We start from the raw sequence: 26,138 nt of genomic DNA, 5'->3' as shown, positions 1-26,138 counted from the left end.
GAAGACGGTTCATCCTCGCAGGGGGTACCCGCAGGCGCCCGCTCCCTTTCGGACTCGTGCGAGGGTGCGGTCCGCCCACGCGCACACCCGTAGGTCAGGACGTCACGCCCGCCGTTCCCCGCGCTCTGCCGTGCAATGTCAGGTAGAAGAGCTGCAGGGAATCCTCGGGGCCGCCCAGTTCGAAGCGGTTGAAGACCTTGCCGAGGGGGTTCCAGACCCGCCCGTCCGGCATGCGTACGCCGACCGACTGTCCGAAGTAGGCGCGCTGCTCGGCGTCGAAGTCCACCCACACCGCCCCCGCGCGGCGCACGAGCACCTCACCGACGTACGCGCCCAGCGCCAGCAGCGTCCCGGACATCCGCTTCCGGTCGGCCCCGCCCTTGCGCAGGCCGTCGACCATGAAGTCGACGACGCGCAGGCTGGCCACGGAGTAATCCAACGGCAACCGGTTGCGGGCAGTGACGCGCGCGACGAAGACAGCCGCATACGGCCGCATCTCGTTCGCGTACGGCCCGCGTTCGTCCCCCTGGCCCATCGGAACCCATCCTTTACCAGCTCCGGGGAACGCCAACCGGTCCCCTCCTACTGGTCAAGCGCACGCCAAGTCATGAACATCACGGGTCCCCTGCGTGGCGAACGCCACACGGGAAGCCCGCAGCGGGCGTACAACCTTTTCACCGGCGTCACGTCGGTCCTTTACGGCGTCCTCGACACCCGCAAGGACGGCGGCCGGGCAGACAAGCGCCTTCCGACCGCCTCGGTGACGTACGGGGTGACCGGCGAAGGCGCCGCCGAGCGGCCGGCACGTGCAGAGCGCGACCGCCACCGGCGAGTTCGAACGGGCCACGTACAGCGGCGAACTACGCAGGACCGCCTGCACCGAACTCCGAAACACGGTGAGAGTTGGACCACTCTGCGTCTTCCGTCCATACGAGAACGACCGCGGGCCGGGCACCTGGAGGGACTCGCTGCCGTCGAGACGAGTGATCACCTGGCGCAGCCAGGAGTCCCCTTGAGTAGCCGGCTCACCGCTGAGAGCCGCGCACTGATGGCCCGGGCTCCTTCTGGTCCTCTGCCGGCGCATACCACGTGATCGGATTCACGACGCCGGTTCCGCCTGTCCGCTCTCGGTCCACGGGCGGAGTTTCTCAGGGTTGCGGACCGCCCAGATGCGAGTGATGCGGCCGTCGGTGAGGCTGAACGCCGCCACGGTCACGGTGACGCCGGCATGCTGGGCGACCAGGCCCGGACGGCCGTTGACCGTCCGCTCCAGGAGCGTCGGTCCAGGGGCTTTGCCGGCGATGTGGATCAGGTACTGGGCGATGCGCTCGCTGCCCTCGACCGGGCGGAGGACGGTGCCGACCATTCCGCCACCGTCGGCGATCATCGTGGCGTCGGGGTCGAGCAGTTCGACGAGGGCCTCGATGTCCCTGGCCTCCCACGCCTCTTTGAAGTTCCGCACCAGACCGGCCTGCCCCGCCGCCGGAACCACCGGAGCCTGCGCCGCGCGAACCCGTCGACGGGCCGAGGACGCCAGCTGCCGGCAGGCCACCGGGGTCCGGCCGACGATCTCGGCGACCTCCGCAAAGGGGTATCGGAAGACGTCGTGCAGGATGAACGCCACGCGTTCGGCCGGCGTCATCGACTCCAGCACGACGAGGAACGCCATGTTCACCGACTCGTCCAAGGTGACCCAGTCGGCGGGATCGGCCGGCTCGGCCCCGCCGCCGGCCGGCCCGGTGATCCACTCCGTACGGTCGGGCAGCGGCTCGGGTATCCATTCGCCGACGTAGCGCTCGCGCCGGACGCGCGCCGAGCCGAGCAGATCCAGGCAGATTCGGGTGGCCACCGTCGTCAGCCAGGCGCCCGGCGAGTCGATGGCCTCCTGCCGTTCCCGGGACATCGCGTACCAGCGGGCGTAGGTCTCCTGCACCGCGTCCTCGGCCTCGGCCAGCGAACCGAGCAGCCGGTAGGCGAGATTGATCAGCTGGCGTCGCTCGCCGACGATCGCGCTCAGGTCCGGCTCGAACCGGTCATGACCTGGCTCGGATGGGGTGCTCATGGTCGCGACCGCTCCCTGGTTCTCTTCGTCCGCTCTGGCTCTCCCCCTTCGACGAAACACCGCACCGGAGTGTGAGGCCGGCACCCGCCTCACATTTCACGGGCCTACGTCGTCGGACCACCGAGACACTACCGACCCACCGCCGCAAGGCAGAAGAGGGGACCGCGCCATGGCCACACAGACGACCGCAGAGCAGCGCAGCCTCACGTTCCTCCGGGTCGCGATCGCCCTGCAGACCCTGGCCATCTTCTTCCAGGCGGTCACCGCCGGAGTGCTGTTGTCCTCGTCCCACGGCGAGGTACTGCACAGCGTCGGAGCACGCGTGATGTACGGCGCGTCGATGCTGTACGTGCTCGCCGCGATCCTGGCGTGGCGGCCGGGCGGTGGGACACCCCGCCCGATCCTGTACGCGTCCGGCTTCCTGGCGCTGGCGTCGGTGCAGGTGGTGCTGGGCATCGCGCACATGCCGTCCCTCCATGTCCCCCTGGGCGTCGTGATGTTCGGCCTGAGCGTGCTGGCGCTGGGCCAGGTGCTGTCCGCCCGCTTGCCGGAGCGCGTCGGCACCCGGTCGTAACCGCCGCGCACGCGCCGCCCGGCCGTGTGAGGCCGGCACTCACCAGCCTTTCTCGAACATCCGCGCCACCTCGGCGATCCGTACCTCGTCTCGGCGGTAGTGGGTGCGGCGGCGGATTCTCCTCGTGCGGAGGACGCCGATGGCGGCGAGGAGGCGAAGGTCGGACTCGGCGACACAGCGGGGCACACCGAGTTTCGAGGCCACGACGGCCGCGGTCACGCCGTCCTCGGTGAGGTCGGTCTGCCGCTGGGGCGGGAAGTGGGCGCCCGGGTCCTTCAGCCACTCCATGATCCGCAGCCGCCTGTCGCCGGCGGGTCTCTTCAGCATCTCGTCCCTTCCGTACCGCCCTCTGGTCCCACTCTGCCGTGACGGACGACGCGGGGCCGAGGCCCGATCGGGCCGAAGTGAAAAGGGCCGAACGGCTTCTTGTACGCGCGGGGCCCCGGCCGCACACGTGGCCGGGGCCCTGGCTTCCCCGTGGTCGGCGGGGTTTCAGCGGTGGCTGAACCAGCTCATCGCCGGGGTCGCCTTGTTGTCGTAGTCGAAGAGGGCCTGGTTCTCCCATCCGTTGCCGGAGGACGGGTCGGTCGGGTCCCAGCCGTTGCCGGTGACCGCGGTCCAGGTGGCCTCCCAGTAGAAGACGCCGAGGCCGCGGCCGTTCGGCACGGCCTCCACGATGTTCAGCACGTCCCGCAGCCAGGCGGCCTGCCCGGCCGTGGTCGCCGGGTAGCCGTTCACCAGCTCACCGGTGGTGTCGATCTGGTTGGTCAGCGAGTCCTTGCTGTCCAGCCGGAAGGGGTAGGCCGTCTCCGCGACGAACACCGGCTTGCCGTAGCGGGAGGCGGCGTCGTCGATGGTGCTCTGGAAGTCGGAGAGCGGGCCGTGCCAGTAGCCGTAGTACGACAGGCCGATGGCGTCGAACTTCACCCCGTTCGCCACCGCGTTGTCGAACCACCACTCCGTGCCCGACTTGTCACCGCCCTTGGCCAGGTGGAGCGCCACGACGGTGGACGAGGAGACCGCCTTGGCGGCGGTGTAGCCGGAGTTGAGCAGGCCGGCGAGCTGCGACCAGTGGTCCGTGGAGCCCTCGGACCACAGGATGCCGCCGTTGATCTCGTTGCCGATCTGCACCATGTCGGCCGTCGTGCCCTGCGCCTTGAGGGCGTTCAGCACGTCGTACGTGTGGTTGTAGACGTCCGTCTTCAGCTGGCTGTACGAGTGGCCCGCCCACGCGGCCGGCTTGGTCTGCGTGCCCGGGTCGGCCCAGGTGTCCGAGTAGTGGAAGTCGACGAGGAGCTTCATCCCCTGCGCCTTGATGCGCTTGGCGATGGCGAGGACGCGCGTCTTGTTGTTGTAGCCGTCGGCCGGGTTCACCCAGACCTTCAGGCGCGCGTAGTTCATCCCGGCGGACTTGAGGATGGCCAGCGCGTCACCCGTCGCGCCGGAGCTCGTCCTGTAGACACCCCCGAGCGCCTCGCTCTTCGCCAGGGATGAGATGTCGGCGCCCTTGATGGTGAGGCCCGACGTGCCCGAGGTGAAGGTCAGGTCGTCGACGTTGATCCAGTTGCCCGCGTTGGCATCGGAGTTGATGCTGATCGTGCACTGGTTGTTCGTCACGGCCACGGGGACCACGATCCGGATCCAGCCGCTGGTGGACACCGGCAGGTCGGTGCGCTGCTCGGAACCGCCGCAGTTCTTCAGGGCCATGTACGCCGACTTCTGGCCGCCGCTGGAGCGGACCCAGGCGGTCAGCCTGTAGTTCCCGTTGGTCAGCCCCGACAGGTACTGGTAGGTCTCCACCTTGTACGCCGAGGACGACCACTGCGTCAGCCGGTAACTGCCGCTGTGGCCGCCGGACTCGGTGTACGAGGCGCCGGTGTCGCCGTACTCGGACCAGCCGGCCGGCGTCGCGGTGCCGGCGCCGTCCGCTTCGAAGCCGCCGTTGGTGAGCGTCGAGGCGGCGTGCGCGGCCGTGGCGGGCAGCGTGGTGAGGGCGAGGCCCGCGACCAGCGGTGTCAGCAGGGTCCTCAGAGCGCGTCTCGCGTGGAACATCGTCGTCCCTTCGACGAAGGTGGGGGCCTTCTCCCAGTGGAGGAAGGGGCGGCGCCGTACCCGAAGGGTCTGACCCCGGCGCCGCCCGACCCGGCCCGGACTGCCCCAGGAATGTCCGGCCGGAGCTCGAGAAGGGGATGCCGCTCAGTCGTCCAGTCGTACGACCCTCACGGCCCCCGCCGGAACGCCGAGGTGCCCGGCGGCGCCCTCGCCGGTCAGCAGCTCCATGCCGTGCGCCTCCAGCGGCACCTTGGCGTCGAGCGCCGAGTGGTTGATCACGAACAGGAACGTGCCCGACTCCCCCGCACGGCGCACCACCTCGACGTCACGCGGCAGGTCCGCGCGCGGCGTGATCCCGGCGTCGTCGGCGGCCCAGCCCAGCAGCGCGTCCAGTCCGTGCACGTCGAGCCGGGTCGAGACGTACCAGGCGGAACCCTCGCCGTGGCGGTGGCGGGTGATCGCGGGGTGGCCGGCGGTGAGGCCGTCGGCGTAGGTCCACACGGTCTCGGCGCCGCGCGGGACCACGAACTCGGTCCACACGTCGCCGCTCAGCTCGGAGCCGTCGGGCCCGGTGATGCGGACCCGCTCGCCCTTGAGCAGCGGCGAGAACTCCTCCACGGTCAGGCCGAGGACGTCGCGCAGGGCGCCCGGGTAGGGGCCCTCGTGGACGGCGTCGTGCTCGTCGACGATCCCGGAGAAGTAGGAGACGACGAGCGTGCCGCCGTTCTCGACGTACTCCTCCAGGTTGTTCCCGGCGGCTTCGGTCGTCAGGTACAGCGCGGGCACGACGACAAGGGGATACCTCGACAAGTCGGCTTCCGGGTGGGCGAAGTCGACAGTGAGGTGGCGGTCGTAGAGGGCCTCGTAGAAGGCGTCGGCGCGTTCGCGCGGGTCGTGGTCCTCGCTGGGGCGCCACTGGAGGTTCTGCGCCCACCAGGAGTGCCAGTCCCACAGGACGGCCACGTCGGCCTGCGTGCGGGTGCCGCGGATCGGGCTCAACGAGTCGACAGACGCGCCGAGTTCGACGACCTCGCGCCACACCCGGGTGTCCGTGCCGCCGTGCGGGAGCATCGCCGAGTGGAACTTCTCGGCACCGCGCCGTGACTGCCGCCACTGGAAGAACATGGCGCCGTCGGAGCCGTGGGCCACGTGCGCGAGGGAGTTGCGCGCCATCTGGCCGGGGGCCTTGGCGGGGTTGCGGGGCTGCCAGTTGACGCCCGAGGTGGAGTGCTCGAGCAGCAGCCAGGGGGCGCCGCCGGCGACGGAGCGGGTCAGGTCGGCGGCCATGGCGAGGTTGACGTGGGTGCGGCGGCCGTCGGTGATCAGGTAGTGGTCGTTGGTGACGAGGTCGACCTCGCGGCCCCAGGCCCAGTAGTCGATCGAGTCGCACTGGCTGAGCGCGGTCATGAAGTTGGTGGTGACGGGGATACCGGGTGAGAGGCGGTGCAGGATGTCCCGCTCCATGCGGAAGTTCTCGCGGATGGTGGCGTCGGCGAACCGCTTGTAGTCCAGCGCCTGGGCGGGGTTGCCGACCGTGGGGGTCGCGCGCGGCGGGTTGATCTGGCCGAAGTCGGTGTATCGCTGACCCCAGAAGGCCGTGCCCCAGGCCTCGTTGAGCTCATCCACCGTGCCGTAGATCCCGGCGAGCCAGCGGCGGAAGTGGGCGGCGCAGGAGTCGCAGTAGCAGGCCGAGACGGGCACGCCGTACTCGTTGTGGACGTGCCACAGCGCGAGCCCCGGGTGGGCGCCGTAGCGCTCGGCGAGTGCGGTGGTGATGGCCGCGGCGGCGGCCCGGTAGTCGGCGTTGCTGTGGCAGATCGCGCCGCGGGAGCCGAACTCGTAGCGGGTGCCGTCGGCGGTCACCGGCAGCGCGTCCGGGTGGGCGCGGTAGAACCAGGCGGGCGGCGCCACCGTGGGCGTACCGAGGTCGACGCGGATGCCGTGCTCGTGCAGCAGGTCCAGGAGGCGGTCCAGCCAGCCGAACTCATAGGTGCCCGGTGAGGGTTCGAGCAGGGCCCAGGAGAAGATCCCCACGCTGACCATCGTGACGCCGGCCTCGCGCATGAGCCGCACGTCCTCGCGCCAGACGCTTTCCGGCCACTGCTCGGGGTTGTAGTCCCCACCGAAGGCGAGCCTGGTGAGGCCCGTGGGGGTGGTGTCCGGCATGGGTCCTCCCGTTGGTCGATCATTTGGGAACGTGCACACACGGCGGCGGCGGTGCGAGCCCAACATAACCGCAGAGCAACAACCATTGACAAGTGTCCAGGATGTTTCTCTACTGTGAACGCTCACAGAAGCATCCCAGGGCTTCGCGACGGGCGAGGTCCCAGGTCAGTCACATCTGCAGGGCAGGTCTCCGCAGCGGGCGGAGACCCAGGTCAGGGGAGAACGATCCATGCCCAACACGAAGAGCCGACGACTGAGCAGAGGCGCGGCCTTCGCGGTCGCCGTCACGCTCGGTGCCACCACGCTCGCCGCCTGCGGCTCGTCCAAGGACGACAGCGACGCCCAGTCCGGGCCGGTCTCGCTGACGTACTGGACGTGGACCCCGGGCATGGACAAGGTCGTCGACCTGTGGAACAAGGGGCCGGGCAAGAAGGAGCAGATCACGGTCACCGCGAAGAAGCAGGCCTCCGGCGACACGCTGGTCACCAAGATCCTCACCGCGCACAAGGCCAAGAACGGGCCCGACCTGGTGCAGGCCGAGTACCAGGCGCTGCCGACGCTGGTGAGCAATGACGCGCTCGCCGACATCTCCAAGGAGGCGGGCAGCGCGAAGAGCAAGTTCGCCCCCGGCGTCTGGCAGCAGACCACGCTCGGCACCGACGCGGTCTACGCGATCCCGCAGGACATCGGGCCGATGATGTTCTACTACCGCACGGACCTGTTCAAGAAGTACGGCCTGAAGGTCCCGACGACCTGGGACGAGTTCGCCCAGACCGCCCGCGATCTGAAGAAGAAGGCCCCGGACAAGGCCCTGACCACGTTCTCCGCCAACGACTCCGGGCTCTTCGCGGGTCTCGCCCAGCAGGCCGGCGCCAAGTGGTGGACGACCTCCGGGCAGAAGTGGAAGGTCGGCATCGACGACGCGGCGACGCAGAAGGTCGCCAAGTTCTGGGGCGGTCTCGTCAAGGAGGGCGCCGTCGACAACCAGCCGATGTACACGCCGGCCTGGAACAACGCCATCGACACGGGCAAGCAGATCGCGTGGGTGAGCGCGGTGTGGGCGCCGGGCACCCTGGCCACCGCGGCGCCCGACACCAAGGGCAAGTGGGCGATGGCGCCGCTGCCGCAGTGGTCGAACAGTGAGAACGTCACGGGCAGCTGGGGCGGTTCGTCGACCGCCGTGACGACGGACTCCCAGCACAAGGAGGCCGCCGCCAAGTTCGCCACCTGGCTGAACACCGACCCCGAGGCGTTGACGGCGCTCGCGAAGGAGGGCGGCATCTACCCGGCCGCCACCACCGCGCAGACGAGTGACGCGTTCGCCGAACCGCCGGCGTTCTTCTCGAACCAGGCGGACTTCTACACGCAGGCCGCGGACATCGCCAAGACCACGGCGCCCTCGGCGTGGGGCCCGAACGTGAACGTCGCCTACCAGTCCTTCAAGGACGCCTTCGGCGCCGCCGCCAAGAACAAGTCGGACTTCACGGCGGCCCTGAAGACCATGCAGGACGCCACGGTCGCCGACATGAAGAAGCAGGGCTTCGAGGTCGCTCGGTGACCAGCGCACGTCAGAGGTCGTACGGGGTCAAGGCGGCCCCGTACGGCTTCCTCTTCCCCGCCGCCGTTCTCTTCGCCCTGTTCTTCGCGCTGCCCATCGGCTACGCGCTGTGGCTCAGCCTCCACAAGGTGCACGTCTTGGGCCTCGGCCTCGGGGCGGGTGCCCGCAAGGAGGTCTGGGCGGGCCTGGAGAACTACACCGATGCCTTCAAGGACTCCGAGCTCCTGCACGGCGCGCTGCGCGTGCTCGGGTACGGCGCCATCGTCGTGCCGGTGATGCTCGGCCTCGCGCTGCTGTTCGCGCTGATGCTGGACACGGAGAAGGTCAGGCTCGCTCCGTTCAGCCGCCTCGCGATCTTCCTGCCGTACGCCGTCCCCGGTGTCGTCGCGGCGACCCTGTGGGGCTTCCTGTACCTGCCGAGCGTCAGCCCGTTCTACTTCGTCCTCGACAAGCTGGGGCTGCCGCAGCCGAACCTGCTCGACGGCGGCCCGCTGTACCTGGCCCTGTCCAACATCGCGGTCTGGGGCGGCACCGGCTTCAACATGATCGTCATCTACACCTCGCTGCAGGCCATTCCGGTCGAGGTGTACGAGGCGGCCAAGCTGGACGGCGCCACCCCGCTGCAGATCGCCTGGAAGATCAAGATCCCGATGGTGGCGCCCTCGCTGGTGCTGACCTTCTTCTTCTCGATCATCGCGACGCTGCAGGTGTTCAGCGAGCCGACCATCCTCAAGCCCCTCACCAACTCCGTCTCCACCACCTGGAGTCCGCTGATGAAGGTGTACCGGGACGCCTTCGGCGCGGGCGACATCTACGCGGCCGCCGCGGAGGCCGTACTGATCGCCCTCGTCACGCTCGTCCTGTCCTTCGGCTTCCTGCGGGCCGCCAACTCCCGGACCAAGCAGGAGGAAGCACGATGAGCACCCTCGCCCTCCGCAAGTCCGCGCCCGCCGCGGGCACCACGCCCGGCACGGCACAAGGCCCTCCCCCTGCCTTCGGCGGGGGGACCCCCATGCGCCGCCGGATCGGTCTCGTCCCGACGGTCACGCTGCTGGCCGGAGCGATCTACTGCCTGCTCCCGGTGGCCTGGGTGGTGATCGCGTCCACCAAGTCGGGCAAGGAACTGTTCTCCACGTTCACGTTCTGGCCGGGCACGGGCTTCGCGGACAACCTGAAGGACCTGAACGCCTACCGCGACGGCATCTACTGGACGTGGATGGGCAACTCGGCCCTCTACGCCGTCCTGGGCGCCCTGCTGTCGACGGCCGTCTCGGCGGTCAGCGGCTACGCCCTCGCGATCTACCGTTTCAAGGGCCGCGAGGCCCTCTTCAGCATCCTGCTGGCGGGCGTGCTGATGCCACCGGTGATCCTCGCCGTGCCGCAGTACCTGCTGCTGGCGAAGGTCAACATGACGGACTCGTACGTGTCCGTGTTCCTGCCGCAGGTCCTGTCGCCGTACGGCGTCTACCTCGCCCGTATCTACGCGAGCGCGGCCGTGCCGCCCGATGTGGTCGAGGCCGGGCGGATGGACGGCGCGGGCGAGTGGCGCATCTTCACCCGGATCGCGCTGCCGATGATGCTGCCGGGCCTGGTGACGGTGTTCCTCTTCCAGTTCGTCGCGGTGTGGAACAACTTTCTGCTGCCGTACATCATGCTCAGCGACGACGAGAAGTTCCCGATCACTCTCGGCCTGCAGACGCTGCTCGAACAGGGCGCGAACACCCCAGCGCTGTACACCCTGGTGATCACGGGCGCGTTCCTGGCGGTCATCCCGCTCATCGCCCTGTTCCTGGTCATCCAGCGCTTCTGGAGTCTCGATCTGCTCTCCGGAGCCGTAAAGTCATGACCATGAGCAACACGGGGGGCCGGCGCAAACCGCCGACGATCCACGACGTCGCGCGCGAGGCGGGTGTCTCCCGCGGCACCGTCTCGCGCGTGCTCAACGGCGGGCACTACGTCAGCCCGGCCGCGCAGGAGGCGGTCAACGCCGCCATCCGCAGGACGGGATACGTCGTGAACCGGCACGCCCGCTCCCTGATCACCGGCCGCTCCGACTCCATCGGCTTCCTGCTCACCGAGCCGCAGGAGCGGTTCTTCGAGGACCCCAACTTCAACGTGCTGCTGCGCGGCTGTACGCAGGCGCTGGCCGCACACGACATCCCGCTGCTGCTGATGCTCGCGGGCACCAAGGACGAACGGCGGCGCATCACCCGGTACATCACCGCGGGCCACGTCGACGGGGTGCTGCTGGTCTCCAGCCACTCCGGTGACCCGGTCGCCGAGGAGCTGCGCGAGGCGGGCGTACCGCTGGTCGCGTGCGGCAAGCCCATCGGACTGGGCGCCAAGGTGAGCTATGTGGCCGCGGACGACCGGGACGGCGCCCGCGAGATGGTGCGCCATCTGCTGTCCGTGGGCCGACGGCGGATCGGCGTGGTCACGGGTCCCCTCGACACGCCGGGCGGCGTGGAGCGCCTCGCCGGCTACAAGGAGGTCCTCGGCGAGGCCGGCCTGGAGTTCGACGAGAAGCTCGTCGTTCCCGGTGACTACAGCCGGGCCGGCGGCGAGGCGGGCGCGGAACGGCTGCTGGCGCAGGCGCCGGACATGGACGCGGTGTTCGTCGCCTCCGACCTGATGGCCCAGGGCGTGCTGACCGCACTCCGGCGGGCGGGCCGCCGGGTCCCCGACGACGTGGCGGTGGGCGGCTTCGACGACTCCCCCGCGGCCACGGCGGTGAGCCCCGCCCTCACCACCATCCGTCAGCCGTGGGACCGGATCAGCAACGAAATGGTCCGCGTCCTGCTGGCGCAGATCGGTGGCGAGGACCCGGCGGCGGTGATCCTGCCGACGGAGCTGGTGAAACGCGAGTCGACGTGACCTCACGGTCGCTCGGGCGCGTCACTCGGCCACCTATGGTCTTTCGTTTGGATCAGGCCGGATCAGGGAGCGGGGCCTGGTGCCGTGCATCGCAAGGCGGAGGAGGGCGCCATGGCGGAGCCATGGCAACCGACGACAACGCGGCGAGGCGCGGTGCCAGACCCCGCGAGCCCGGCATGATCCAAACGAGAGGCCCTAGCCGTCGGCGCTCTCGTGCGACCGGTCAGTTTTGGAGAAGCCGTGCGCCACTCCCCCTCCGTAGCGTGAGAGCACCGGCGAACGACGCCGGCCCGCCCACCGCCAAGGAGCACACCATGACCACGGGCCTGCAGACCATCATCTACCCCGTCAAGGACCTGGCCGCCGCCAAGTCGATGTTCAGCGCCCTGCTGGAGACGGAGCCGTACGTGGACGAGTCCTACTACGTGGGGTTCCGGGTCGCCGGGCAGGACGTCGGGCTGGACCCGAACGGGCACGCCAAGGGCCTGACCGGGCCGGTGCCCTTCTGGCACGTGTCCGACATCGAGGCCCGGCTCGGGGCGCTGGTGGACGCCGGGGCCGAGGTGCTTCAGGACCTCCAGGACGTCGGCGGCGGCAGGCTGATCGCCTCGGTGAAGGACGCGGACGGCAACCTCGTGGGCCTCCTCCAGGACCCGGCCGCGTAGGGGTTTCGCCCTGCGTGAAGCGCTTGCACACACACTAGTTGCAAGGTAAACAAAAGGGGGTTTCTCTGTTACCGTGCGGGTATGGCAGTGAAGACGGCCGACTCCCGGCTCGAGGATCAGTGGCGGGACATCCTGTCGGTGCACGCGCGCACCATGTGCGAGATCGACCGTGTGCTCCACCCCCACGGCCTGGGCGCCAGCGACTTCGAGGTCCTCGACATCCTCGCCGCCGAGACGCCCGCCCACGGCGACCAGTGCCGGGTGCAGAACATCGCCGGGCGCGTCCATCTGAGCCAGAGCGCGCTGTCCCGGCTGATCGGGCGGCTGGAGAAGGACGGCCTGGTGCTGCGCTCGGTGTGCGAGGAGGACCGGCGCGGCGTATGGGTCGCCCTGACCGAGAAGGGCCGCGCGCTGCACGCCGAGGTGCTGCCGCTGCAACGCGAGGTCCTCGCCCGCACGCTGACGTCCTGGCCCGGCCGACCCGTCTGACCTCGTGGCACGGGCTTGTCAGCCCGGCGCGCCGCCGTCCCGGCATCATGCGCGCGATCGCATGCGTGGCCGCTCCGTGTGAACCTGGTGGTCCAGGGCCTCTCGTCTGGATCAGGCCGGATCAGGGAGCGGGGCCTGGTGCCGTGCATCGCAAGGCGGAGGAGGGCGCCATGGCGGAGCCATGGCAACCGACGACAACGCGGCGAGGCGCGGTGCCAGACCCCGCGAGCCCGGCATGATCCAAACGAGAGGCCCTGGGCGCCACGGGGCGAACGACATGGGCCAGGACAACCGGAGGGACGTCATGGAGCAGGTCGGAGACAAGCCGGAAGACGTACGCCGGCATCTCGAGGAGGAGCAGCAGCAGCTCCAGGAGCAGCAGCCGTCACGAAGCGGGGGCCGCCCGGACGACGAGGCCGAGCAGACGGCCCCCGACGACGCGGCCGACGCCTCCGGCAGCGACGCCTAGTCCCCTGGCAGGCAACGTTTGCCCGTCAAGGAGCGGCGTCCGGTGCGTGCTCTGGGGGTACCCCCTGCTCGAAGAGCTTGGGGAGTGCCGGCCGGAAGCCCTCGTACTGGACGTACTTGGGCTTTCGGCCGGTGCGGCGAGTGGGGGTACCCCCTGCTCGAAGAGCTTGGGGGAGCGTGCCGGGCGTCGCGACGGGGCGAACGTTGCCTGCCCCGGGGCACTGGGGTCCGTCTTCCGGATCGGACCGGCCCGCCCGGCCCTGGACCGCCGCGCTCATCCCGTCCCGGGCCGCCGGTCGACCGGGCGGCTCGGGGAGATCTGGCGGGAGTCGAAGTCGCGGGGACCGCTCCACAGCGCGGGTACGGCGTCGCAGCGGCGGCACAGTTCGTATGCGATCGCCTCGTAGTTGACCCGCCAGCCCTGGAAGTGCGGCCAGGCCTCCCGCGCCGTCCGCTCCGCCAGGAAGCCCGTCGCCTCCAGCATCGCCACGGCCGCGTCGAACTCCGTGAAGGTGAGGTGGATCGGGGCGTCGGGTGCCGGGTCGGCCTCGAACGGCAAGCGCAGGGAGCGGGCGATGTCGCGCAGGGCGGTGAACCCGGCCCGGAGCACCAGCCGGCCCTCCGGTGGCGCGGCGCCCGGCGCGAGGGAGAGCTGCATCGCCGCCGCGTCCATGACGGCGAGCATCCCGACCAGCCAGTTCCGGTACGGGCGCGGCGAGCGGAACGAGATCAGCACCGGGTAGGTGGAGTGGCTCTCGCCGATGTCGGCGGCCAGCCGCTCCCACGCACGGTACAGCTCGGGCAGCGCGGTCTCGGTTTCGACGAGCCACTGACGGGCCAGGATCTCCGGGCCCCAGGCGGGCTCGCCGGCCCGCGACTGCAGCAGGGTGACCTCCAGTTCACGGCGGTTGTAGGCGGCGTACAGGGTGGGCAGGTAGGCGATCTGCAGGGCGATGACCACGGGCCCGGTGGCCGCAGCGACGAAGTCCAGCGCGGACAGTCGCAGCCGCATACCGCTGGCGAAGCCGAGCGTGAACAGGCTGGAGCCCGCCTCACGGAACGCATTGCTCCAGCTCAGCGGGGACACGGAGTACAGCAGCAGGCCGTAACCCACGAGCGCCCCACCGAGCCAGATGGCGAGCATGCCGATCAGGATCAGGGGGGCGAGCCAGGTCTGTGCCCGGTCGATGTCCTCGTAGCGGCCGCTCGGCGCGGCCAGCCGCAGCAGCCGCCGCAGCGCCCACCACAGCCTGTACACGAGGATCGAGTACAGCCCGCGGGGCACCACGAGAGTGCGCACGATGCTGGAGAGCACGGCCACCAGGACCAGGGCGCCGGCGACGCCGGAGATCCAACTCATGCGGTCATTGTGGACCGCGCGGCCCGGCCAGCCTCGGCACAGCCGGTGCGGTGCTCCAGGGCGTCGCGGGCCGCCGCCCCCGACGCCGCCGTGCGCGCCGGCCCTACGGCCGGGCCAGCAGGTGACGCACCCCGTCCGAATTGAGGGTCAGGCCGTGCGGGGAGGCCGCGTCGATGGTCAGGGTGAGGTCGCCGGTGGGCCACTGGGACGCGAGCGCGCCGAGCGGCACCAGGCGGTAGCGGGAGACGAACGGCAGCAGGTCCGCCATCTCCGTCTCCGAGGTGAACACCGGCACGGTCTGTTCGCCGTCCGGCTGCTCCAGGACGGGCAGCGCGACGGTGTTCGGGTTGTTGGCGTCCTCCTCGCTGGCGTCGTCCGGCACGGGGACGAGCACATCGCTCCCGGCCAGCGTGTCCAGCGCCTCCGCGTCCCCGGCATCCACCGCAAGGGTGTCCAGTGCCGCCTGGGCCGCGGTCGGGTGGTGGTTCTTGTCCGGAGTGTCCATGGCAAATCCCCAGGTAGGTGCGGGCGGGACGCCCCGGAACCAGTGGCTCCGGGCGCACTCCCGCCCACGTACCCATCCCGCGCCGGGCCATGCATGCCGCACGGGTCAGGTGTCGGCCCGGTCAGGGCACGGCTGACGCGCAGGCCGGGACGGCCGTCGAGGGGGACGCCTGTCAGGCCCGCCACTCCGCGAGCAGTTCCCCGGTGGTGACCACCCGGATCAGCGGACGGTACAGGTCCATCACGCGCAGCGCCCGATCGTGGGCGGTGTCGTCGGCGCCCGCGCAGGCGTCGGCGACCACCAGCACCTCGGCTCCCGCGTCCGCGGCGGCGAGAGCCGTGGACAGCACGCAGCAGTCGGTGCTCACACCGGCCAGCACCAGACGGCCCTCGGGTCCGACCCGCCCGGCCAGTTCGGGCGTCCACTTGCCGAACGTGGTCGCGTCCACCACGTGCCGCGCCACGGCGGCGAAGTCGTCGGCCAGCCGCCACAGCGGGGCCCGATGCGGTTGCAGGGCGAAGGGCCACTGCTCGTAGTACGCCCGCCAGGCGCCCTCGGGTGTCCGGGGTGCCAGGAAGCGGGTGAAGGTGACGCGTTCCCCGAAGGCGGGCAACAGGCGCCGTACGCCGTCCGCCGCCTCCCGGAAACGGGGGGCGGCCCAGGGGCTCGCGGGATCGGCGAAGACGCGCTGCATGTCGATCACGGCGAGCAGGTCGGCGGCGGTCATGCGATCGGTGCGCCTTCGTTCGCCGTCCGGCCCGTGGCCTCCCGCTCCTGCCGGTGCACACGCCCGCGGCCGAGGACGAGGGTGGCGAGGAAGCCCACCGCCAGGGCCGCGAGAACGCCGAGGTTGGCGTACGCCCAAGCGCCCGACGTGCCGCCGAGGCCCAGGGGGCCGAGGAGATAGCCCTGCCAGTCCAGCCAGTTCGCGGCGGTGTTCGTCACCAGGCCCCAGCCGATCGCCGTGGCGGCGAGGGTCAGCAGCAGGGGGGTGAGCGGGACGTCGCCGTAGCGGCCGCGCGGACGGTAGAGGTCGCCCTCGTGGTAGTCGCGGCGGCGCAGGGCCAGGTCGGCGAGCATGATGCCGCACCAGGCCGCGATGGGGACGCCGAGCGTCGTCAGGAAGCCCATGAACGGGCCGAGGAAGTCGCCGGCGAAGAAGACGATGTAGACCGAGCCCGCGATCATCAGCACGCCGTCGACCAGAGCGGCCACCGGGCGGGGAATCCGCAGCCCGGCGGAGAGCAGCGCCAGGCCCGAAGAGTAGATGTCCAGCACCGCGCCGCCCACCAGGCCGAGCACCGCGACCACCGCGAACGGGACCAGGAACCAGGTCGGCAGGATCGTGGTCAGCGCGCCGATCGGGTCGGCGGCGACGGCCTTGCTCAGGGTGTCGGACGAGCCCGCCAGCAGCAGCCCGAAGACCAGCAGGAGCAGGGGGGCGACCGAGGCGCCGAAGGTGGTCCAGCCGATCACGCCGCGGCTCGAGGAGGTGCGCGGCAGGTAACGGGAGTAGTCCGCGGCCGCGTTGACCCAGCCGAGCCCGAAGCCCGTCATCATGAAGACCAGGGCGCCGATGAACTCCTGGGCGGAGCCGGTCGGATGGGCACTGACCGTGTGCCAGTGGATGTGGTCGGCGACGAGGGCGATGTAGACGACGGTGAGCACGCCCGTGACCACGGTGATCACGGTCTGCAGGCGCATGATCAGGTCGAAGCCCATGACGCCGCCGACGACGGTCAGCGCGCCGACCAGGACGAGCGCCGCCACCTTGGTCCCGGTGCCGCCTCCCCAGCCGAGCCGTCCGAAGACGGTGGCGGTGGCCAGGGTGGCGAGTGCGGTCAGGACCGTCTCCCAGCCGACGGTGAGCATCCAGGAGATCACCGACGGCAGCCGGTTGCCGCGCACACCGTACGCGGCGCGGCTGAGCACCATCGTCGGGGCCGAGCCGCGCTTGCCCGCGACCGCTATGAAACCGCACAGCAGGAAGGAGAAGACGATCCCGATCGCCCCGGCTGCCAGCGCCTGCCAGAAGGAGATCCCGAAGCCGAGTGCGAAGGCGCCGTAACTGAGTCCCAGGACGGAGACGTTGGCCCCGAACCACGGCCAGAACAGCGTCCGCGGAGTGCCCTTGCGCTCGGCGTCACCGATCACGTCGAGGCCGTGCGGCTCCACCTGGAACTGCCGTCCCCCGGGTCTGCTGTCGGAGGAGTCCGTCATCGTCGACCTGCCTGTCTGAACGCGTTCGCCACGGACCCGGTCGGTCCGGGCCGGCGTCCAGGGTAAGCGCGCGCCGCACACGGTTCACCCGGCCCTGCCGCCGGGCCCCTTCCCGGGGCGTTTCACCGCGTGGCCCACGATCACGGTCTCGGCGCCGTCGACGCCCAGGCGGCCGAGGTCCCGTGTGATGAACCGGTAGAGGTGTTCCAGGTCCCGTACCCAGATCGCCAGGTGCAGGTTGGCCGCGCCGGTGGTGGCGAAGGCGCCGTGCACCGCGGGGTGCGCGGCCAGCGTGCGCCCCACCTCGTCGAGGCGGTCGGGTGCGACCCGCACCATGACGTTGGCGTCGATGAGGAGCCCGAGCCGCTTCGGATCGACCACGACGTGGGTGAGGAGCCGGCCGGTGCCGGTGAGCCGGGCGATGCGGCGCCGGACCGTGGACTCCGGGTGACCCGTGCGCGCGGCGACGGCCGCCGCCGCTGCCCTGGCGTCGTCCTCCAGCGCGGCGAGGATGTCACGGTCGATGTCGTCCAGCGGCCCCGCCGTGGCGGCGCCCGGTCGCCGCGGGGGTGTCAGCGCGGCGCGTTCGGCGGCGCTGAGGACGTCGTGGCGCCAGTCCAGGGCCTCCGCGAACACGTGCAGAACGGTGTCCGCCGCCACGGAGGTGACGGCCCGGGTTGCGGGCAGTTCCCGGAAGACCAGGTCGTCCCGGGTGCCGGGCCGGGTCCAGCGGACGGCGAGGATCTCGTCGCCGGACGCGGAGACGTCGATGAACGGGACGTCGGGACGGGCCGCCAGCGCGGCGGTGAGCGCGTCGAGCTTGCTGCCGATCACCCGGATCCGCAGGAACAGCGCGCCGACGGAGTCCGGCCGGGCGGGCAGCGCGATCACCCGGCAGACGCCGTCGGCGATCAGGGCCTGCCAGCGCCGGTGGACGGTGCGCGGGCTCGTCCCGAGGACCTCACCGGCCCGTTCGGCGGTCAGCCGCCCGTCGCACTGCAGCGCCGCGATCAGCCGCTGGTCGCGGTCGTCGACTACGGAATCAGCCGGTTCAATGGCCATGAGTGGCAGTATCGCTCACAGTCGCCCCGGGGAGGGACCTGGGAGAGCCGGCAGCGCGGAGGATCGACGCGTCGAAACGATCCCCCGCCTCAAGGAGCCGAAGATGACGTACCAGGGCCTGCTCGCCCCCATGGCCGCCGCCGTCGAGGAGGTGGGCGCGCTGCTGTCGGCCACCCCGCGCCCCGCCCCCGTCACCTCCCGCGACGAACTCGCCCTGGCCTTCGAGGCGTTGGAGGAACCGGCGGCCGCCGTGATGCGTCGGCACCTGGACGCGCTGCGGCCCGGCGTCGCCTGGGCGGACGAGCTGGACGGCCTGGCCCCGCTGCCCGACGGCGAGGTGTGGATGGTCGACTGCGTCGACGGCGCGGTGCAGTTCCTGCAGGACCTGCCGCAGTTCTGTGTGAGCCTGGCACTGGTCCGGGACGGCGAACCCGTGGCGGCCGCCCTGCACGCGCCGCTGCTGGGCGAGACCTACCTGGCGTCCCTCGGCGGCGGTGCCACCCGCGACGGGCGGCCGATCGCCCCGTCGGCCAAGACCGATCCGGCCGCCGCCGTCGTGGCCGGCAGCCATCCCCCGTTCATCGGCCGGCAGCCGGCGGCGGCCGAGGAGGCCGGACGCTCGCTGGCCGCCCTGCTGCCGCACGTTGGTGCCGTACGCAATCTGGGTCCCACCTCGTGGCAGATCGCCGACACGGGGGCCGGACGCCTCGACGCCTTCTGGCAGTTCGGCCGTGACGCCGCCAACCTGCTGCCGGGCGCGCTGGTCGCCCGTGAGGCGGGCGCGCTGGTCACCGATGCCGACGGCGGCCCGTGGACCGCTGAATCCGGCAGCTTCCTCGTGGCACCGGCGGGGCTGCACGATCGGCTGGTGGAGATACTCGGCCACCGTGGCCGGTAGAAACGGGCGGTGGCCCCGAGATCGCCGAGGCCACCGCTCATGTGTGCGCGTGCGCCGGATCAGGCGCCCGCGCGCTCCCTGCGGCGCAGGGTGAGGAAGGTGCCGGTGCCGCCGGCCGCGACGAGGGCGCCCGCCGCGATGCCCACCGGGAGGGCGGGGAACGACGAGGCGTCCGTGCTGGCGGCCGTGTTCTGCATCGCCGGGCCGGGGGTGATGCTGGTGGCGACGGCCTTCACCGGGTGGATCGGGCCGACCGACTGCACCGAACCGTCCGAGTTCAGCAGCACCTGCTTGTTGTTGGGGTGCCGGAAGTCGAACATGCCCGCCATCGAGCCGGCGGTGGCGTCGAAGGAGTGGTCACCGATCCGGCCGGTGTGCCAGTTGTCCTCGATGAAGCGGATGATCGAGGACTGGTCGGTCTGCGTGTGGTCGACCTTGTTGACCTTGCTGTACGGGGAGACCACGAGCAGCGGCTGACGGGTGCCGGGGCCGCAGCGGTCCTGGTAGCCGCCGGCCGGGGCCGGGCCCGCCTGACAGGCCGGGCTGTCGGTGGCCTTGCCGTTGGAGCCGGTCGAGGTGTCCGTGGAGCCGTTGCGCGGCTTGGCGTAGGCGTGGTCGTACCAGCCGTCGGAGTCGTCGTAGGCGATGACGACGGCCGTGGACTTCCACTGCGGCGACTTCTGGATGGCGTTGATCTCGCTCACCAGGAAGTGCTGTTCGTCGATCGGGTCCGAGTAACCCGCGTGACCGTCCTGGTACTCGGCGGCCTTGAGGAAGCTGACCGCCGGCAGCTTGCCCGCCTTCAGGGCCGCGTCGAAGTCGGTCAGGTCGTAGTTGTGGTTCGCCTGCCCGTTGTGGCCGATCTCGTCGACGCTCTTCGGCGGCAGGTGGTGCGGGTTGGACGTCGACTTGTAGTACTCGAACGGCGAGTGGTGCGGGCTGTAGTCGACGACGGCGGCGCCGCCGACGTTGGTGTGCGTGGTGTCGCACTTGGCGTAGTCGCCCTGCTTGCCGTCCCACGCGGTGGACGGGCGGAACCCGCCCTGGAACCAACCCCAGGTGACCTTCTTCGAGTTGAGCACGTCACCGATGTTCTGGCCCTGCATCGCGGCCAGCGCGTTCTTGCTGGTGTGGTCCTTGCCCGAGCAGTCGTCGTAGGCCGGGTCCGGGTCGTTGACGACCGTGCCGACCCCCTTGGCGTCCGGCGACTGGACGGTGTACGAGTCCGGCGTCGAGGTCTGCTTGGGGTTCTCGGTGCCGGTCGCGGGGTCCACGGAGATGACGCCGTGCGTCTGGCCGGAGACCAGGTTGAGCGCGCCGGGCGTGGACGGGCCGTAGTTCGAGCTGTAGGAACGGTCGTTGAGGGCGTAGTGCTGGGCGTAGTTCCACAGCCCGGTCACCGTGTTGCCGTCGTAGTAGTCCATGACCAGGCCCGGCTCGCCGAACAGGTTGCCGGAGCACTTGCCGGAGTCGGTGTTCTGGACGAACTGGTCGTTCTTGCCGCCGTTGTACGCGTACTGCTCGGGCCCGTAGGCGTGGTTCTGGTCGCAGGTCATGGCCTGCGACGGGGTGAGCCGCTTGGGCGCGTACTGGTTGGGGTTCTTCGTCAGCAGCCCGGCGTTCGCCAGGGTGTCGATGTCCTTCGGGGTTTTTTTCGACGCCGTGAACTTCGTGCCGTCGGTGTTCGCGGCCTTCGGGTAGGTCGCGAAGTAGTGGTCGAAGGAGATGTTCTCGTCGAAGAGGACGACCACGTGCTTGATGGGCGTGGCCGTCGAGGAGCGGGTCCCGTGACCGTCCGGCGCCGCCGCCCAGGCGGGCGCGCCGGTCCCCAGGGCCGTGAGCGCGGCGGCGCCCGCGAGCGCGCCGAGGCTCCTCATCGTTGCTCGTCTACCTCTGCTGGCCATCCTTGTTCACCTTCCGGGCACGAACGTGTTTGCGCCATACGGTCAGAGATGCTCTGTTCAACGAACGGCACGATGCTGGAGGCACGGTGGCGGTCAAGTGAACACCGGGTCAGGGAAGCCAAGGGAAAACTTGACCGCCTGTTGACTCGGCGGCGGCCCATACACGTTCAGGACGTCCCGGCCAGCAGTTTCCGTCCGTACCAGTCACCGCTGTCCCGCACACCGGGCAGCGCGAAGAAGTAGCCGCCACCGAATGGCTTGATGTAGTCGGTGAGTGGTTCGCCCGCGAGGCGCCGCTGCACGGTCTCGAACTGCCGGGCGAGGTCCTGCTGGTAGCAGCAGAACAGCAGCCCCATGTCGAGGTTGCCGTTGCCGTCCAGGCCCGCGTCGTAGTTGTAGGCGCGGCGCAGGATCCGCTGGTCGGCCGTGGCCGCCGTGCGCGGGTTGGCCAGGCGTATGTGGGCGTCCAGCGGGATGACGTCGCCCTTGGGGTCGTTCGCGTAGTCGGGCGTGTCGTGCTCCGCGTTCCCGTCCAGGGGCGCGCCGGTCTCCCGGGACCGGCCGAACATCCGCTCCTGCTCGGTGAGGGAGACCCGGTCCCAGAACTCCACGAGCATGCGGATCAGCCGGACGACCTGGTAGCTGCCGCCGACGGCCCAGTCCGGTTCACCCAGGCCGGGGCCCACCCACACCAGGCTGTTCATCTCGCGGGCGTCGGTGGGGTCCGGGTTGGCCGTGCCGTCCCTGAAGCCCATCAGGTTGCGCGGTGTGCCCGAGGGGCGGGGTGGGCTGGAGAATCCGTCGAGGCGCCAGCGGACCTGCAGGCCGCCGCGGGTGTGCCGGGCGATGTCGCGCAGGGCGTGCAACACGGTGTCCGCGTCGTCGGCGTGCAGTTGGAGGCTGAGGTCGCCGTGGCACCACTCGGGTCTGAGGTCGTCGTCGGGGAACGACGGCATCGTCGTCAGCCTGCGTGGGCGGTGACCGGAGAGGCCGAAGCGGTCGTCGAAGAGGGACGCGCCGAGGCCGACGGTCACCGCCAGCGCACCGGAGGGCAGCCGCTCGCCGAGGATGCCGGAGTCGGTGGGCGGGCCGGTGATGCCGACGGGCGAGGGCGTACCGCCCGAGGTGAGGAAGCGGGCGCGGGCGGTGAGGGTGCGCAGGAGGTCGACGAGGTCGGCGCGGTTCTGGGCGGTCACGTCGAGGGCCGCGAACGCGGTGACCCGTCGGGGGGCGGCGAGCACCGACTGCTGATGGGGGCCGTGGAACGGCGCGACGGGCGACGGATTCGCTCCGCCCGTGGCGGCCGGGGCCGCCGCCCCGCCCGCCGCCAGCCCGGCGCCCGCGAGGGCCGCACCGCGCAGGAAGCCGCGCCGCCCGACCCCGCTGGCCTCCACGGACGCGCTCATACCGTCCTCCGCGGGTCGCAGAGTGTCGCCACCGAGGCGAGCCGCTCGACCAGGTCGTCGAGGACCGCGTCGACCTGTTCGCGGTGCGAGCGGTCCAGGCGGTCGAGCGGCGTCCAGCTCTCCCCGTGGTGGAAGCCGTCGAGCGTGTGCTGGGCGCGGTCCAGCTCCCGCTCGAGGCCGGGCAGGTCCGGGTACCGGGTGGTGAGCAGGGGGCGCAGCCGGGACAGCACGGCGCGGGTGCCGTCGAGGTTGGCGCGGGCGGTGGCGAGGTTGCTGCCGCTGCCGTAGTCGGTCCGCCCGGTCAACTCGAACTGCACGGTGTTCTCCAGGATCTCGTGTGCCCTCAGGCCCAGCTGCGCCGGATCCATACGGGACTGCGCCCAGCTGTCGCGCAGCGCGGTGACCGCCTTGACGAGGGCGCCCGCCGGAGCGCGCAGGGCGGTGGCCGTCCGGCCGTGCCACAGTCCGTACTCGATGCGGTGGAAACCGGTGAACGACGGGTCGTGGACGCCCCCGGCGAGCCCCGCGTCCGTTCCGTTGATCTGCTTGTCCGCGTCACCGAAGGCGTCGTACGCCGCGCCCAGCCGCTCGTACTCCAGATGCGCGGGAAGCCAGGCGGCCCTGGCCCCCTCGAGGTCGCCACGGTCGATGGCCTCGTTCAGCCGTCCGGTCAGCCGTACGACCTCGTCCAAGCCGCCCGCGACCCACTTCTGGTAGTCGATCGCCAGGGGGATCAGGTCGTGCTCGGTGACCGGGGCCGCCGCGGGCCCGGACCGTCCCGAGGTGATGCGGACGGTGGGGCCGGTGACCGCGTCGGCGTCGTCGGGCAGGCAGGTGAAAGCGTAGGAGCCCTTGCCGAGCCGCACGGTCAACGCCCGTGTAGCGCCCGGTGCCAGGCCCTCCATCTCGCCGTAGACGGCCCTGGTGCGGGCGTCCTCGAGGTAGACCTCGGCGGGGCCGCTTGAGGTGTTGTGCAGATCGAAGACCTGCAGGCCGGAGACCGGCCGGTCCCAGCCCCGTCCGCAGCCGCTCGGTGACACCTCGACGGTGGTGTGCGGCAGCCCGTCGTCGTCGGCGGCGGCCCGGGCGTGCCGGGCTCCGCCGAGGGTCGTGGCCAGGAGCGCCGCCGCCAGGACGAGGGTGAGAAGGGCTCCGCCCGCGGCCCAGAGTCGGGCCCGCCGTGACGAGAGGCCGGGCACCGGCATTTTGCTCCGCGCCTCCCCGGACGATGTGCGAACGAACCGACGCGCCCGGCCGGCGGGCGCGATCACGCATGCTAGTGCCGCGGCAGGCGACGTTTGCCCGTCGCGACGGCGCGAACGTTGCCTGTTGCGGCACCAGGCAGCACCGTACGCCCGAACGGCCCTGCGGCAGGGCCGGACACCGAGAGTTCCGTCAGAGTTCACCGCGTGCTCGCCGGTGGCGGTCGTCGTCAGTCCTGTGGACCGCTTCACCGTGCCACGGGCCCGCGCCCTTCGTACGCTGGTGCCCTCGGGGCATGTCACGGAGGTCTGCGATGCCCCGGAGCATCTGGTCGGGAGCGATCAGCTTCGGTCTGGTCACGATTCCGGTCAACGTGGTGCCCGCGACCGAGGACCACAGTGTGCGCTTCCACCAGTACCACTTGGAGGACATGGGCCGGGTCCGGGTGCGCAAGTACTGCGAGCTGGAGGACCGTGAGGTCCCGTCCGAGGAGATCGGCAAGGGCTACGAGCTGTCCAGGGAGCGGGTCGTTCCCGTGCTCGACGAGGAGCTGCGTGAGCTCCCGTTGCCCACGGCGAAGGCCATCGAGATCGCCGCGTTCGTGCCGGCCGGGTCGATCGACCCGCTGCGCATCGGCGAGGGCTACTACCTGCAGGCGTCCGGCACGGTCGCCGGAAAGCCGTACGCGCTGCTCCGCAAGGCGCTGGAGCGGACGTCGAAGGTCGCGGTGGCGAAGTTCGCCTGGCACGGCCGGGAGAGGCTCGGGCTGCTGAGGGTGCGGGACGAGGCGATCGTGCTGCACGCGATGCGGTGGCCCGACGAGATCCGCGACCCGGGAGAGCTGGCTCCACAGCAGGTCCGGCTCTCCGACGACGAGATCACCGAGGCGGAACACCTGATCGACCGGATGACCCGTGAGGACCTCCAGGGCCCCGACTTCGTCGACCACTACACCGAAGCGCTCGAGCAGGTGATCGAGGCCCGGCGTGAGGGGCAGGCGCCGCCCGAGATGCCGGAGCCGGAGGCGGGGCCCGGCAAGGTGCTGGATCTGATGACCGCGCTCCAGGCGTCCGTGGCCCAGGCGAAGGCCTCCCGCGGCGAGGAGACGGAGGCCGAGGTCCACGAGCTGCCGGAGAAGAAGGCCGACGTCGGCAGGGCGGCGAAGAAGGAGCCCGCCGAGAAGACCGCGGCGAAGAAGACGGCCGGGAAGAAGACCACGAAGAAGCCCGCGGCGAAGACCGCCCCGAAGGCCGGGGCGCAGAGCGCCGCACGGAAGGACACCGCACAGAAGAAGACCGCGGCTAAGGGGGCCGCGGCGAAGAAGACGGCGGAGAAGACGGCGGAGAAGAGGACAGCCCGTCGGCCGCGCAGCGCCTAGGCACGGGCGCGGCCGACGGGGACACCGCGCATCCGGGTCGTCCACGACGCCGACCTGGGGGAAGCTGGAACTGCGGCCACTCGTTCATCCAGGGGCACACCATGGCGTTCCACGCGATATCCAAGCGGCACCCTCCACGCCTGCCCGCGCACCTGCTCTCCCCCGCCGACCTGGCGACGGAGAACGAGCGGCTGCACGAGGAGAACGCGCAGCTGCGGCAGGCGGTGACCTCCCATGCCACCATCGACCAGGCCATGGGGGCCGTGGTCGTGCTGGGACGGATCGCGCCGGAGGAGGCATGGCGCGTCCTGCGCGACGTCTCCCAGCACACCAACACCAAGCTGCGGGTCGTCGCCGAGCACATCCTGAGGTTCGCGCAGGGTGATGCCCTGCCCGACCCCGAGCTGAACCAGCTGCGGCAGGCGCTCAGCCGGTACGAGATCCGCTCCCGCGCCGACCGGCCCGACCGGTGAACCGCCGATCGGCCCGACCGGTGAACCGCCGGCCGGTCAGTCCTTCTCTCCGCGCCCCGTGAGCGCGTCACGGATACGGTCCACCAGGCCGGCGCCGGGCGCGAGCAGCTTGTTGGCCGGGGGCTTGTCCGGGGCCGCGGGGTGCGGGCGGGTCGGCGCGGTCTGCTTCGCCCGCCGGACCTTGTCGCCCAGCTCGTCGAGGGCTTCGGCGGAAGCCGTTTCGCCCAGCCTCGGGAAGAGGTTCCCCTCCTCGTCGGCCACATGGGACCGGATCTCGGTCATGAGCATCCCGATGAGCCGGTCGAACTCGGGATCGTCGGCCTCGTGGCGCTCCAGATCCTTCATGATCTGTTCGGCCTTGGCGTGGTCCTCGAGCTCCTTGTCGGCCACCGCGTCACCGTCGGGCAGGAACTGCCGCACCGCCGGGTAGAGATAGGCCTCCTCGGCCACCGAGTGACGCACGAGTTCCATGACGGCCTGATCGGCGTACACCTTGCGGTTCTTGTCCCCGGGCGGCAGTGCCTCGATCCGGCCGAAGAGCTCCTCCACTTCCCGATGGTCCGTCATCAGCTCGTTGATGACGTTACCTCCATGGCCCATGTCCGATGCCTCCTTGTGGATTCGGCTGGATACGGCGACCCCACGAGGGCTCGCCCGGCACACCGGGTGCCCCCGTCGACGGGCGGATAACCAGGGTGTCGCGGTAGGTGGAGGCCCCGGTCCTCCGGTGCGGGACGCGCCGGCGCGGCCACGAGGGTGGGACGAAGCTGCGTACGACATCGAGATCCACGCAGCCCACCGTATTCGCACAACGGATGGTT

General features: G+C 70.9%; 25 protein-coding genes. 11 read left to right on the top strand and 14 right to left on the bottom strand.

Going from position 1 to position 26,138, the window contains the following annotated elements:
• Positions 1-94: 94 nt before the first annotated feature.
• Positions 95-535 (bottom strand): hypothetical protein, encoded by a 441-nt coding sequence (locus N8I84_RS36600; protein WP_263233786.1) that lies wholly within the window; start codon positions 533-535, stop codon positions 95-97.
• Between the two features lie 564 nt (positions 536-1,099).
• Positions 1,100-2,062, bottom strand: coding sequence for an RNA polymerase sigma factor SigJ (sigJ, locus tag N8I84_RS36595; protein ID WP_263233785.1), 963 nt, complete (start codon positions 2,060-2,062; stop codon positions 1,100-1,102).
• Positions 2,063-2,231: 169 nt separating this feature from the next.
• Between sigJ and N8I84_RS36590 the strand changes: the two genes are divergently transcribed.
• Positions 2,232-2,636: a hypothetical protein gene (locus N8I84_RS36590; RefSeq protein ID WP_263233784.1), complete on the top strand. Its 405-nt coding sequence runs from the start codon at positions 2,232-2,234 to the stop codon at positions 2,634-2,636.
• Between the two features lie 39 nt (positions 2,637-2,675).
• Here N8I84_RS36590 and N8I84_RS36585 read toward each other — a convergent pair whose 3' ends face one another.
• From N8I84_RS36585 to N8I84_RS36575, 3 genes are all read right to left on the bottom strand, one after another.
• Positions 2,676-2,963: an ArsR family transcriptional regulator gene (locus tag N8I84_RS36585; RefSeq protein ID WP_263233783.1), complete on the bottom strand. Its 288-nt coding sequence runs from the start codon at positions 2,961-2,963 to the stop codon at positions 2,676-2,678.
• A 165-nt stretch (positions 2,964-3,128) separates the two neighbouring features.
• The gene (locus N8I84_RS36580; protein ID WP_263233782.1) at positions 3,129-4,688 is read right to left on the bottom strand and encodes a glycosyl hydrolase 53 family protein; all 1,560 of its coding nucleotides are present in this window, start codon (positions 4,686-4,688) and stop codon (positions 3,129-3,131) included.
• 144 nt (positions 4,689-4,832) lie between these two features.
• Positions 4,833-6,854 carry a beta-galactosidase gene (locus N8I84_RS36575; protein ID WP_263233780.1) on the bottom strand — a complete coding sequence of 674 codons (2,022 nt, stop codon included), beginning with the start codon at positions 6,852-6,854 and terminating at the stop codon, positions 4,833-4,835.
• Positions 6,855-7,083: 229 nt separating this feature from the next.
• On the opposite strand from N8I84_RS36575, the gene N8I84_RS36570 reads away from it, so the two are divergent.
• The 7 genes from N8I84_RS36570 (at position 7,084) to N8I84_RS36540 (ending at position 12,909) form a co-directional block, all read left to right on the top strand.
• Positions 7,084-8,412, top strand: coding sequence for an ABC transporter substrate-binding protein (locus N8I84_RS36570; protein WP_263233779.1), 1,329 nt, complete (start codon positions 7,084-7,086; stop codon positions 8,410-8,412).
• Positions 8,409-9,332, top strand: a complete 924-nt coding sequence (locus tag N8I84_RS36565) for a carbohydrate ABC transporter permease (protein WP_263233778.1) — start codon at positions 8,409-8,411, stop codon at positions 9,330-9,332. Before N8I84_RS36570 ends, N8I84_RS36565 begins: the two co-directional genes overlap by 4 nt.
• Positions 9,329-10,258: a carbohydrate ABC transporter permease gene (locus N8I84_RS36560; protein WP_263233776.1), complete on the top strand. Its 930-nt coding sequence runs from the start codon at positions 9,329-9,331 to the stop codon at positions 10,256-10,258. Before N8I84_RS36565 ends, N8I84_RS36560 begins: the two co-directional genes overlap by 4 nt.
• Positions 10,255-11,286, top strand: a complete 1,032-nt coding sequence (locus tag N8I84_RS36555) for a LacI family DNA-binding transcriptional regulator (protein ID WP_263233775.1) — start codon at positions 10,255-10,257, stop codon at positions 11,284-11,286. The genes N8I84_RS36560 and N8I84_RS36555 overlap by 4 nt, the downstream gene beginning before the upstream one ends.
• Positions 11,287-11,600: 314 nt before the next feature.
• Positions 11,601-11,951 carry a VOC family protein gene (locus tag N8I84_RS36550; RefSeq protein WP_263233774.1) on the top strand — a complete coding sequence of 117 codons (351 nt, stop codon included), beginning with the start codon at positions 11,601-11,603 and terminating at the stop codon, positions 11,949-11,951.
• A gap of 81 nt (positions 11,952-12,032) precedes the next feature.
• The gene (locus N8I84_RS36545) at positions 12,033-12,440 is read left to right on the top strand and encodes a MarR family winged helix-turn-helix transcriptional regulator (protein WP_263233773.1); all 408 of its coding nucleotides are present in this window, start codon (positions 12,033-12,035) and stop codon (positions 12,438-12,440) included.
• 304 nt (positions 12,441-12,744) lie between these two features.
• Positions 12,745-12,909, top strand: coding sequence for a hypothetical protein (locus tag N8I84_RS36540; RefSeq protein ID WP_263233772.1), 165 nt, complete (start codon positions 12,745-12,747; stop codon positions 12,907-12,909).
• 273 nt (positions 12,910-13,182) lie between these two features.
• Here N8I84_RS36540 and N8I84_RS36535 read toward each other — a convergent pair whose 3' ends face one another.
• From N8I84_RS36535 to N8I84_RS36515, 5 genes are all read right to left on the bottom strand, one after another.
• Positions 13,183-14,268 carry a hypothetical protein gene (locus N8I84_RS36535; RefSeq protein ID WP_263233771.1) on the bottom strand — a complete coding sequence of 362 codons (1,086 nt, stop codon included), beginning with the start codon at positions 14,266-14,268 and terminating at the stop codon, positions 13,183-13,185.
• Positions 14,269-14,371: 103 nt separating this feature from the next.
• Entirely contained in the window at positions 14,372-14,773 is a 402-nt protein-coding gene (locus tag N8I84_RS36530; protein WP_103844916.1) for an SseB family protein, read from the bottom strand.
• Positions 14,774-14,945: 172 nt separating this feature from the next.
• On the bottom strand, positions 14,946-15,500 hold the full coding sequence (locus N8I84_RS36525) for a cysteine hydrolase family protein (RefSeq protein WP_263233770.1): 555 nt from the start codon (positions 15,498-15,500) through the stop codon (positions 14,946-14,948).
• Positions 15,497-16,993 (bottom strand): purine-cytosine permease family protein, encoded by a 1,497-nt coding sequence (locus N8I84_RS36520; protein ID WP_263233769.1) that lies wholly within the window; start codon positions 16,991-16,993, stop codon positions 15,497-15,499. The genes N8I84_RS36525 and N8I84_RS36520 overlap by 4 nt, the downstream gene beginning before the upstream one ends.
• Positions 16,994-17,077: 84 nt before the next feature.
• Positions 17,078-18,055, bottom strand: coding sequence for an Lrp/AsnC family transcriptional regulator (locus tag N8I84_RS36515; RefSeq protein WP_263233768.1), 978 nt, complete (start codon positions 18,053-18,055; stop codon positions 17,078-17,080).
• 103 nt (positions 18,056-18,158) lie between these two features.
• Here N8I84_RS36515 and N8I84_RS36510 point away from each other — a divergent pair, with 103 nt between their 5' ends.
• Entirely contained in the window at positions 18,159-18,953 is a 795-nt protein-coding gene (locus N8I84_RS36510; protein ID WP_263233767.1) for an inositol monophosphatase family protein, read from the top strand.
• A gap of 59 nt (positions 18,954-19,012) precedes the next feature.
• Here N8I84_RS36510 and N8I84_RS36505 read toward each other — a convergent pair whose 3' ends face one another.
• The 3 genes from N8I84_RS36505 to N8I84_RS36495 form a co-directional block, all read right to left on the bottom strand.
• Positions 19,013-20,830 (bottom strand): phospholipase C, encoded by a 1,818-nt coding sequence (locus N8I84_RS36505; RefSeq protein ID WP_263233766.1) that lies wholly within the window; start codon positions 20,828-20,830, stop codon positions 19,013-19,015.
• 194 nt (positions 20,831-21,024) lie between these two features.
• Positions 21,025-22,263, bottom strand: a complete 1,239-nt coding sequence (gene efeB / locus N8I84_RS36500) for an iron uptake transporter deferrochelatase/peroxidase subunit (RefSeq protein ID WP_263233765.1) — start codon at positions 22,261-22,263, stop codon at positions 21,025-21,027.
• Positions 22,260-23,468 (bottom strand): EfeM/EfeO family lipoprotein, encoded by a 1,209-nt coding sequence (locus N8I84_RS36495; RefSeq protein ID WP_263233764.1) that lies wholly within the window; start codon positions 23,466-23,468, stop codon positions 22,260-22,262. The genes efeB and N8I84_RS36495 overlap by 4 nt, the downstream gene beginning before the upstream one ends.
• A 311-nt stretch (positions 23,469-23,779) precedes the next feature.
• On the opposite strand from N8I84_RS36495, the gene ku reads away from it, so the two are divergent.
• Together ku and N8I84_RS36485 are read left to right on the top strand one after the other, a co-directional pair.
• A complete protein-coding gene (gene ku, locus N8I84_RS36490; RefSeq protein ID WP_263233763.1) occupies positions 23,780-24,844 on the top strand; it encodes a non-homologous end joining protein Ku in 1,065 nt (354 codons plus the stop codon).
• A 101-nt stretch (positions 24,845-24,945) separates the two neighbouring features.
• Positions 24,946-25,317 (top strand): ANTAR domain-containing protein, encoded by a 372-nt coding sequence (locus N8I84_RS36485; protein ID WP_263233762.1) that lies wholly within the window; start codon positions 24,946-24,948, stop codon positions 25,315-25,317.
• Positions 25,318-25,353: 36 nt separating this feature from the next.
• On the opposite strand, the gene N8I84_RS36480 is transcribed toward N8I84_RS36485, so the two are convergent.
• Positions 25,354-25,917 carry a hemerythrin domain-containing protein gene (locus N8I84_RS36480; protein WP_200419485.1) on the bottom strand — a complete coding sequence of 188 codons (564 nt, stop codon included), beginning with the start codon at positions 25,915-25,917 and terminating at the stop codon, positions 25,354-25,356.
• Between the last annotated feature and the right edge of the window lie 221 nt (positions 25,918-26,138).

Source organism: Streptomyces cynarae (assembly GCF_025642135.1).
Classification (GTDB): domain Bacteria; phylum Actinomycetota; class Actinomycetes; order Streptomycetales; family Streptomycetaceae; genus Streptomyces; species Streptomyces cynarae.
The sequence above is the reverse complement of the archived record's forward strand: the minus strand, read 5'-3'. Positions and strand labels throughout refer to the sequence as shown.

Bases quoted from the DNA above. Each gene is read 5' to 3' on its own strand.
- N8I84_RS36600 (WP_263233786.1), bottom strand. From the start codon at position 535: ATGGGCCAGGGGGACGAACGCGGGCCGTACGCGAACGAGATGCGGCCG.
- sigJ (WP_263233785.1), bottom strand. From the start codon at position 2,062: ATGAGCACCCCATCCGAGCCAGGTCATGACCGGTTCGAGCCGGACCTG.
- N8I84_RS36590 (WP_263233784.1), top strand. From the start codon at position 2,232: ATGGCCACACAGACGACCGCAGAGCAGCGCAGCCTCACGTTCCTCCGG.
- N8I84_RS36585 (WP_263233783.1), bottom strand. From the start codon at position 2,963: ATGCTGAAGAGACCCGCCGGCGACAGGCGGCTGCGGATCATGGAGTGG.
- N8I84_RS36580 (WP_263233782.1), bottom strand. From the start codon at position 4,688: ATGTTCCACGCGAGACGCGCTCTGAGGACCCTGCTGACACCGCTGGTC.
- N8I84_RS36575 (WP_263233780.1), bottom strand. From the start codon at position 6,854: ATGCCGGACACCACCCCCACGGGCCTCACCAGGCTCGCCTTCGGTGGG.
- N8I84_RS36570 (WP_263233779.1), top strand. From the start codon at position 7,084: ATGCCCAACACGAAGAGCCGACGACTGAGCAGAGGCGCGGCCTTCGCG.
- N8I84_RS36560 (WP_263233776.1), top strand. From the start codon at position 9,329: ATGAGCACCCTCGCCCTCCGCAAGTCCGCGCCCGCCGCGGGCACCACG.
- N8I84_RS36555 (WP_263233775.1), top strand. From the start codon at position 10,255: ATGACCATGAGCAACACGGGGGGCCGGCGCAAACCGCCGACGATCCAC.
- N8I84_RS36550 (WP_263233774.1), top strand. From the start codon at position 11,601: ATGACCACGGGCCTGCAGACCATCATCTACCCCGTCAAGGACCTGGCC.
- N8I84_RS36545 (WP_263233773.1), top strand. From the start codon at position 12,033: ATGGCAGTGAAGACGGCCGACTCCCGGCTCGAGGATCAGTGGCGGGAC.
- N8I84_RS36540 (WP_263233772.1), top strand. From the start codon at position 12,745: ATGGAGCAGGTCGGAGACAAGCCGGAAGACGTACGCCGGCATCTCGAG.
- N8I84_RS36535 (WP_263233771.1), bottom strand. From the start codon at position 14,268: ATGAGTTGGATCTCCGGCGTCGCCGGCGCCCTGGTCCTGGTGGCCGTG.
- N8I84_RS36530 (WP_103844916.1), bottom strand. From the start codon at position 14,773: ATGGACACTCCGGACAAGAACCACCACCCGACCGCGGCCCAGGCGGCA.
- N8I84_RS36525 (WP_263233770.1), bottom strand. From the start codon at position 15,500: ATGACCGCCGCCGACCTGCTCGCCGTGATCGACATGCAGCGCGTCTTC.
- N8I84_RS36520 (WP_263233769.1), bottom strand. From the start codon at position 16,993: ATGACGGACTCCTCCGACAGCAGACCCGGGGGACGGCAGTTCCAGGTG.
- N8I84_RS36515 (WP_263233768.1), bottom strand. From the start codon at position 18,055: ATGGCCATTGAACCGGCTGATTCCGTAGTCGACGACCGCGACCAGCGG.
- N8I84_RS36510 (WP_263233767.1), top strand. From the start codon at position 18,159: ATGACGTACCAGGGCCTGCTCGCCCCCATGGCCGCCGCCGTCGAGGAG.
- N8I84_RS36505 (WP_263233766.1), bottom strand. From the start codon at position 20,830: ATGAGGAGCCTCGGCGCGCTCGCGGGCGCCGCCGCGCTCACGGCCCTG.
- efeB (WP_263233765.1), bottom strand. From the start codon at position 22,263: ATGAGCGCGTCCGTGGAGGCCAGCGGGGTCGGGCGGCGCGGCTTCCTG.
- N8I84_RS36495 (WP_263233764.1), bottom strand. From the start codon at position 23,468: ATGCCGGTGCCCGGCCTCTCGTCACGGCGGGCCCGACTCTGGGCCGCG.
- ku (WP_263233763.1), top strand. From the start codon at position 23,780: ATGCCCCGGAGCATCTGGTCGGGAGCGATCAGCTTCGGTCTGGTCACG.
- N8I84_RS36485 (WP_263233762.1), top strand. From the start codon at position 24,946: ATGGCGTTCCACGCGATATCCAAGCGGCACCCTCCACGCCTGCCCGCG.
- N8I84_RS36480 (WP_200419485.1), bottom strand. From the start codon at position 25,917: ATGGGCCATGGAGGTAACGTCATCAACGAGCTGATGACGGACCATCGG.